The sequence below is a fragment of the Phocaeicola sp. genome, assembly GCF_048170425.1.
Taxonomy (GTDB): domain Bacteria; phylum Bacteroidota; class Bacteroidia; order Bacteroidales; family Bacteroidaceae; genus Phocaeicola.
This window is the reverse complement of record NZ_DBEXBB010000196.1, coordinates 1-7,801: the sequence shown is the minus strand read 5'-3', so window position 1 is coordinate 7,801 and position 7,801 is coordinate 1. Positions and strand designations below refer to the sequence as shown.

Genomic DNA, 7,801 nt, shown 5'->3' with positions numbered 1-7,801 from the left:
CCTGTTTTTACATATTTTGCTATGCGGTCTGATTAATCTGCTGGAGAGCCCGGTGGGAAGTGAGTCGTGCGCATACTGATAGTAAAAATGAAATTATATCAAGCCTTTCTCACTTCCTTGTGTGAAAGGCTTTTTTTTGAGATAACAAGAAATAAAAAGATAATATTATGAGTGACAGATTATTTATTTTTGATACGACTCTTCGCGACGGGGAGCAGGTACCGGGATGCCAGTTAAACACAGTGGAAAAGATTCAGGTGGCAAAACAGTTGGAAGCATTAGGCGTAGATGTAATTGAAGCCGGTTTTCCGATTTCAAGTCCGGGAGATTTTAATTCTGTTATTGAAATCTCAAAGGCAGTGACCTGGCCTACCATTTGTGCGTTGACCCGTGCCGTGCAGAAAGATATTGATGTGGCTGCGGAAGCCTTACAATATGCCAAGCATAAACGTATTCATACGGGAATCGGTACTTCTGATTCGCATATCAAGTATAAATTCAATTCTACCCGTGAAGAAATTATTGAACGTGCAGTCGCTGCCGTGAAATACGCAAGACGTTACGTAGACGACGTGGAATTTTATGCTGAAGATGCCGGACGTACGGACAATGAATATCTGGCACGCGTAGTGGAAGCTGTGATTAAGGCCGGAGCTACGGTAGTAAACATTCCGGATACCACAGGCTATTGTCTGCCTGATGAATATGGTGCAAAAATCAAATACCTGATGGAGCATGTAGACGGGATTGATAAAGCGGTTATCTCTACTCACTGTCATAACGACTTGGGTATGGCTACAGCCAATACTATCAGCGGTGTGCTGAACGGTGCCCGACAGGTAGAAGTAACCATTAACGGTATTGGTGAGCGTGCCGGAAATACCTCGTTGGAAGAAGTGGCCATGATTTTACGCTGCCATCATGACATTCAGATTGACACTAACATCAATACACAGAAAATTTATCCTACCAGCCGCATGGTATCCAGCTTGATGAACATGCCGGTGCAACCTAACAAGGCCATTGTGGGACGTAATGCTTTTGCACATTCTTCGGGTATCCATCAGGATGGTGTGCTGAAAAATGTGCAGACTTATGAAATCATTGACCCTAAGGATGTGGGTATAGATGACAATGCCATTGTGCTGACAGCCCGTAGCGGACGTGCAGCCTTGAAGCATCGTTTGCATGTATTGGGTGTGGAAATGACTCAGGAAAAATTGGATAAAGTATATGAAGATTTCTTGAAACTGGCAGACAAGAAGAAGGATATTACAGATGATGACATCTTGGTATTGGCAGGAGCCGACCGTAATGTGAACCATCATATCAAACTGGAATACTTACAAGTGACAAGTGGTGTGGGCGTTCGTTCGGTAGCAAGTCTTGGACTGAACATCAGCGGAGAGCATTTCGAAGCTGCTGCTACAGGTAACGGACCGGTGGATGCCGCTATCAAGGCTGTGAAACAGATTATCAAACGCCAGATGACTTTGAAAGAGTTCACTATTCAGGCCATCAGCAAGGGTAGTGACGATGTGGGTAAAGTACACATGCAGGTGGAATATGACGGTCAGATGTATTATGGCTTTGGCGCAAATACCGACATCATTGCCGCATCAGTAGAAGCATATATCGATTGTATCAATAAATTCAGAAAATAATAAATTAAACGAGAAACGTATGGCTAATACATTATTCGACAAAATATGGGATGCACACATCGTGCAGAAGGTGGAAGACGGACCTACCCAGTTGTATATCGACCGTCTGTACTGTCATGAGGTAACCAGTCCGCAGGCTTTTGCCGGAATGCGTGCCCGTGGATTGAAGTGCTTCCGTCCGGAACGTATCTATTGTATGCCGGACCACAATACACCGACTCATGACCAGGACAAACCTATCGAAGACCCTGTATCTAAGGCACAGGTAGATGCGCTGGCTAAGAATGCGGCCGATTTCGGATTGACGCATTTCGGAATGATGAACAAGAAAAACGGTATTATCCATGTGGTAGGTCCGGAACGAGGACTGACACTGCCGGGCATGACGATTGTGTGTGGTGACTCACATACTTCTACTCATGGAGCGATGGGAGCAGTAGCTTTTGGCATCGGTACCAGTGAGGTGGAAATGGTAATGGCTTCACAGTGTATCCTTCAGGCACGTCCCAAGACCATGCGCATTACGATTGACGGTAAACTGGGCAAAGGTGTTACGGCAAAGGACGTAGCATTGTATATGATGTCGAAAATGACCACAAGCGGTGCAACCGGATATTTTGTGGAATATGCAGGTGAAGCCATTCGCAGTCTGACAATGGAAGGTCGTCTCACATTGTGCAACTTGTCGATTGAAATGGGAGCTCGTGGAGGTATGATTGCTCCGGATGAAGTGACCTTTGAATACATCAAAGGACGTGAATATGCTCCGAAGGGTGAGGATTGGGATAAGGCTCTGGCTTACTGGAAAACATTGAAGAGTGATGCCGATGCCGTGTTTGATAAAGAAGTGCGTTATGACGCCGCAGATATTCAGCCGATGATTACTTATGGAACCAATCCGGGAATGGGTATGGCTGTTACATCGAATATTCCTACCACGGAAGGCATGAGCGAAGTTGAAAAAGGCTCTTTTGAAAAATCCATGCAGTACATGGGATTCCAGCCGGGTGAAAGTCTGCTGGGCAAAACAGTGGATTATGTGTTCTTAGGAGCTTGTACTAACGGACGTATTGAAGATTTCCGTGCGTTTGCTTCTATCGTGAAGGGAAGAAAGAAAGCTGATAATATCACTGCATGGCTGGTTCCGGGTTCTTGGATGGTAGACGAACAAATTCGTCAGGAGGGTCTTGACAAGGTGTTGGAGGAAGCTGGATTTGAAATCCGCCAGCCGGGATGTTCCGCTTGTCTGGCCATGAACGACGATAAGATTCCGGCCGGAAAATGTTCAGTATCTACAAGTAACCGAAACTTTGAGGGACGCCAGGGACCGGGTTCGCGTACCTTGCTGGCAAGTCCGTTGACCGCTGCTGCTGCTGCCGTAACCGGTGTGATAACAGACCCAAGAACATTAATGTAAAAAATGAGTGTCATGAAACAGAAATTCAATATCATAACAAGTACTTGTATCCCTTTGCCATTGGAAAATGTGGATACCGACCAGATTATTCCGGCACGCTTCCTGAAAGCAACTACACGCGATGAAAAATTCTTCGGAGACAATTTGTTTCGCGATTGGCGTTATCATCCGGATGGTTCGTTGAACAAGGATTTTGTGCTGAACAATCCTAAATACAGCGGACAGATTTTAGTGGCTGGAAAGAACTTTGGTAGTGGTTCCAGCCGTGAACATGCTGCATGGGCTATTGCCGGATATGGTTTTCGGGTAGTAGTTTCGAGCTTCTTTGCTGATATTCATAAGAATAATGAACTGAATAACTTTGTCTTACCGGTAGTAGTGAGCGAAGAGTTTCTGAAAGAACTGTTTGCCTCAATTGAAGCCAATCCTCAAACGGAAGTGGAAGTGAATTTACCAGCGCAGACCATTACTAATAAGGCAACCGGAAAGTCTGAAACATTCGAAATTAATGCATATAAGAAGCATTGTCTGATGAACGGACTGGATGACATTGATTTTTTGGTAGAGAACAAAGATAAGATTGAGGCTTTTGAAAAGGCACGCAACTGACTGTAAAAAAGAGTGATTATGAATAATCATCCGAGAATAGAAATAATGGACACTACGTTACGCGACGGGGAACAGACCAGTGGCGTATCGTTTGTGCCTCACGAAAAGTTGATGATAGCCCGTTTGTTGCTGGAAGATTTGAAGGTAGACCGAATCGAAGTTGCTTCAGCCCGCGTGTCGGATGGTGAATTCAATGCTGTAAAAATGATTTGTGACTGGGCTGCACGAAGAGGTTTACTGCAGCGGGTGGAAGTTCTGGGATTCGTTGACGGAAAGATGTCGGTAGACTGGATTCATAATGCAGGAGGACAAGTTATTAACCTGCTTTCAAAAGGTTCAGAAAAGCATTGCCGTTATCAGTTGAAGAAAACCTTGGAGGAACATTTGGAAGACATACGGAATACGATAGACTATGCACACGAAAGAGGACTTGAGGTCAATTTGTATTTGGAAGACTGGAGTAATGGCATCAAGGACTCACCGGACTATGTGTTTGGTTTGGTAGATGGTTTGTGCGACAGCGGTATCCGTCGTTTCATGCTTCCTGACACCTTGGGAATTCTCAACCCCTTGCAGGTCATCGAATTCATGCGTAAAATGAAGAAGCGTTATCCAGACCTTCACTTTGATTTTCACGCGCACAATGACTATGATTTAGCTGTGAGTAACGTGCTGGCAGCTGTATTGAGTGGGGTGAAAGGACTGCATACCACCATCAACGGGTTGGGAGAGCGGGCCGGTAATGCTCCTCTGGCCAGTGTACAGGCTATCTTGAAGGACCATTTTCATGCCATTACGCGTATTGATGAAAGTCGTCTGAATGATGTCAGCCGGGTAGTGGAATCTTATTCCGGTGTGACAATTCCTGCCAACAAACCTATTGTGGGAGAGAGTGTGTTTACACAGGTGGCCGGAGTGCATGCCGATGGAGACAACAAGAATAAGCTCTACTTTAACGATTTGCTTCCGGAACGTTTCGGCCGTGTGCGTGAATATGCATTAGGAAAAAATTCTGGTAAAGCTAATATCCGCAAGAATCTGGAGAGCCTGGGGCTGGAACTGGATGAAGAGTCTATGCGCAAGGTAACCGAGCGAATCATTGAACTGGGCGACCGTAAAGAACTGGTTACTCCTGAGGATTTGCCGTATATCATCAGTGACGTGTTGAAGCACGATGGCATACAGAATAAGGTAAAATTGCTTAGTTACTTTGTAACCCTTGCCAAGGGATTGAAGCCGATGGCTACGCTTAGCATTGAGATTAATGGGAAAACGTATCAGGAAAGTTCCAGTGGCGACGGACAGTATGATGCTTTTGTACGTGCGCTGCGTAAGATATATAAAGGAACTTTAGGAAGAAAATTCCCGATGTTGCTGAACTATGCTGTGACGATTCCTCCTGGCGGGCGTACGGATGCCTTTGTACAGACTGTGATTACGTGGAATTATGAAGATAAGGAGTTCCGTACAAGGGGATTTGATGCCGACCAGACGGAGGCAGCCATCAAGGCTACAATTAAAATGTTGAACATGATAGAAGATTTAAATTAAAAGCATACAATTATGGATTTTAAAATAGCAGTATTAGCCGGTGACGGAATCGGACCGGAAATCTCCGTTCAAGGAGTAGACGTTATGACAGCCGTTTGTGAGAAATTTGGTCACAAGGTAAACTATGAATATGCCCTTTGTGGAGCACATGCCATTGATGAAGTGGGTGATCCGTTCCCTGAAGAAACTTATCAGATTTGCAAGCATGCCGATGCAGTGTTGTTTTCTGCGGTTGGTGACCCGAAATTTGACAATGACCCGACTGCAAAGGTGCGTCCGGAACAGGGATTGTTGGCTATGCGTAAGAAATTGGGACTTTTTGCCAATATTCGTCCGGTACAGACCTTCAAGTGTCTGGTACACAAATCTCCGCTGAAAGCCGAACTGGTGGATGGAGCAGATTTTCTTTGTATCCGTGAACTGACTGGCGGTATGTATTTTGGTGAAAAATACCAGGATAATGACAAGGCATACGATACGAACATGTATACTCGTCCGGAAATTGAACGTATCCTGAAAGTTGGCTTTGAATATGCGATGAAACGCCGTAAACACCTGACCGTAGTAGATAAAGCCAATGTACTGGCTTCTTCTCGTTTGTGGCGCCAGATTGCACAGGAAATGGCTCCTCAGTACCCGGAAGTGACAACTGACTACATGTTTGTGGATAATGCAGCCATGAAGATGATTCAGGAACCCAAGTTCTTTGATGTAATGGTAACAGAAAATACTTTCGGAGATATTTTGACAGACGAAGGGTCAGTGATTAGTGGTTCAATGGGCTTGTTGCCTTCTGCCTCTACAGGAGAGAGCACACCGGTGTTTGAACCGATTCATGGTTCATGGCCACAGGCGAAGGGATTGAATATTGCCAATCCGCTGGCACAGATTCTTTCCGTAGCCATGTTGTTCGAGTATTTCGATTGTAAGGAAGAAGGTGCCCTTATCCGTCGTGCAGTGGATGCTTCTTTGGACGCCAATGTACGCACTCCGGAAATTCAAGTAGAAGGTGGAGCGAAATATGGAACGAAAGAAGTCGGTGCCTGGATTGTAGACTATATTAAAAAAGCATAAGGCAGGACATACAGCAAAAAGAAAGGGAGGTCGCTTTCATGGCAGGCCTCCCTTTTATGTTTAGAATTTCTTGATTCGGATGTGGCAGTAAGGTTCTCCTCCTGTCTTGTCATAATAGTGCTGGTGATAATCTTCTGCTGGCCAGAATTCGGATGCAGGAGTGAGGCGGGTATTTACCTCGTATCCTTTTTCTCTTAACAGCTGGATGATTGTTTCTGCTTCCGCTTTCTGAGCTTCGTTCAGGTAGAAAATCTCACTTCGGTACTGCGGACCTATGTCAGGGCCTTGTCCGTCTGTTTGTGCCGGGTCGTGTATCTCGAAGAAGAGTTTGCATAAATTACCGTAGGTGGTCTGTTCTGTATCGTATTCCACTAATACGGCTTCGGCGTGTCCTGTAGAGTGTGCTTTTACTTCCTGGTAGGTCGGGTGCTGTTCTTTTCCTCCTGTATATCCTACTGTGCTGCGAACAACTCCTTTGGCTCGTTCCATCTGATGTTGTACACCCCAAAAGCATCCGCAGGCAAAAATGGCTTTTTCTATTTTCATGATGATAGTCTGTTTAATGATTGTTCAAACTTACAAAAAAATATTGTAATTCCTCCTGAGTTAGAGGAAGAAATACTACCTTCGTCGCAAATTCAAACGAAAGAAGAAATGAAATACATTGTGTGGATTTTTTGTGTATGGATACTTAGTCTTCCTTTGCAGGCCCAGTCATATAATGATGTGGTAGAGCAGGCAATGGACTGTGTGAAAAAGGACAGTCTTGTGCAGGCGGAACGTCTTTTCCGGCAGGCGCTGAAAATGGAACCGGATAATGCCCGGAATGCCCTGCTTTTTTCGAATTTGGGTACGGTGCAGAAGCGCATGGGAAAGACGGATGAGGCCATTGAATCCTACACCCTGGCATTGAATATTATTCCTTATTCTACCACTATGTTGTTGAATCGGGCTGCTCTTTATCTGGAAAAGGACTTGCTGCAAAAGGCTTATCTGGACTATTGTAATGTGATAGACCTTCTACCGAAGAATCTGGAGGCCCGTCTTTTTCGTGCCTATATTTACATGCAACGTCGCGAATATAAAGAAGCGCGTGTGGATTACAATGTGGTGCTGGAGCAGGATGTAAAGAACAAGACAGCACGTATCGGGATTATCATGCTGGATGAGAAAGAAGGACGGCATCAGTCGGCGATGGACGCTATGAACCTGTTGGTGTCGGACTATCCCCGTGATGTATCCATACTTCGGATGCGTGCCAATATGGAGTGGGAAAATGGGCAGGTGGAGGCTGCTTTGTTTGATCTGAATGAGGTCTTGAAACTTGACCCGCGGGATGCTTCTTGTTATGTGATGAAGGGAGATATTTATTTGCAACAGAAAAGAAAGACAGAAGCACGAGAGGCATACGAAAAAGCATTGGAGCTGGGAGTGTCACGGGCTGAATTGGCTGAAAAACTGAAACAATGTAAATAGCATTTGATAA

The 7,801-nt window shown here is 45.1% G+C and carries 7 protein-coding genes; 6 read left to right on the top strand and 1 reads right to left on the bottom strand.

Annotation, left to right across the window (positions count from 1 at the left end):
* The first annotated feature begins 167 nt into the window (after positions 1–167).
* From ACMJ0U_RS07785 to leuB, 5 genes are read left to right on the top strand one after another with little or no spacing between them, the layout of a single operon-like run.
* Complete coding sequence (locus tag ACMJ0U_RS07785) at positions 168–1,664, top strand: 2-isopropylmalate synthase (protein ID WP_417129370.1); 1,497 nt, start codon at positions 168–170, stop codon at positions 1,662–1,664.
* 19 nt (positions 1,665–1,683) lie between these two features.
* A complete protein-coding gene (gene leuC / locus ACMJ0U_RS07780) occupies positions 1,684–3,081 on the top strand; it encodes a 3-isopropylmalate dehydratase large subunit (protein ID WP_417129368.1) in 1,398 nt (465 codons plus the stop codon).
* Between the two features lie 12 nt (positions 3,082–3,093).
* The gene (gene leuD, locus ACMJ0U_RS07775; protein WP_417129366.1) at positions 3,094–3,690 is read left to right on the top strand and encodes a 3-isopropylmalate dehydratase small subunit; all 597 of its coding nucleotides are present in this window, start codon (positions 3,094–3,096) and stop codon (positions 3,688–3,690) included.
* Positions 3,691–3,708: 18 nt separating this feature from the next.
* On the top strand, positions 3,709–5,241 hold the full coding sequence (locus ACMJ0U_RS07770; RefSeq protein ID WP_417129364.1) for an alpha-isopropylmalate synthase regulatory domain-containing protein: 1,533 nt from the start codon (positions 3,709–3,711) through the stop codon (positions 5,239–5,241).
* Positions 5,242–5,253: 12 nt separating this feature from the next.
* Complete coding sequence (gene leuB, locus ACMJ0U_RS07765) at positions 5,254–6,315, top strand: 3-isopropylmalate dehydrogenase (protein WP_417129363.1); 1,062 nt, start codon at positions 5,254–5,256, stop codon at positions 6,313–6,315.
* A gap of 60 nt (positions 6,316–6,375) precedes the next feature.
* Here the strand turns inward: leuB and msrA are convergent, their stop codons facing one another.
* The gene (gene msrA, locus ACMJ0U_RS07760) at positions 6,376–6,861 is read right to left on the bottom strand and encodes a peptide-methionine (S)-S-oxide reductase MsrA (protein ID WP_417129361.1); all 486 of its coding nucleotides are present in this window, start codon (positions 6,859–6,861) and stop codon (positions 6,376–6,378) included.
* Between the two features lie 108 nt (positions 6,862–6,969).
* Here msrA and ACMJ0U_RS07755 point away from each other — a divergent pair, with 108 nt between their 5' ends.
* Positions 6,970–7,791 (top strand): tetratricopeptide repeat protein, encoded by an 822-nt coding sequence (locus tag ACMJ0U_RS07755; RefSeq protein WP_417129359.1) that lies wholly within the window; start codon positions 6,970–6,972, stop codon positions 7,789–7,791.
* Positions 7,792–7,801 lie beyond the last annotated feature (10 nt).

Bases quoted from the DNA above. Each gene is read 5' to 3' on its own strand.
- leuB (WP_417129363.1), top strand. From the start codon at position 5,254: ATGGATTTTAAAATAGCAGTATTAGCCGGTGACGGAATCGGACCGGAA.
- leuC (WP_417129368.1), top strand. From the start codon at position 1,684: ATGGCTAATACATTATTCGACAAAATATGGGATGCACACATCGTGCAG.
- msrA (WP_417129361.1), bottom strand. From the start codon at position 6,861: ATGAAAATAGAAAAAGCCATTTTTGCCTGCGGATGCTTTTGGGGTGTA.
- ACMJ0U_RS07770 (WP_417129364.1), top strand. From the start codon at position 3,709: ATGAATAATCATCCGAGAATAGAAATAATGGACACTACGTTACGCGAC.
- ACMJ0U_RS07755 (WP_417129359.1), top strand. From the start codon at position 6,970: ATGAAATACATTGTGTGGATTTTTTGTGTATGGATACTTAGTCTTCCT.
- leuD (WP_417129366.1), top strand. From the start codon at position 3,094: ATGAAACAGAAATTCAATATCATAACAAGTACTTGTATCCCTTTGCCA.
- ACMJ0U_RS07785 (WP_417129370.1), top strand. From the start codon at position 168: ATGAGTGACAGATTATTTATTTTTGATACGACTCTTCGCGACGGGGAG.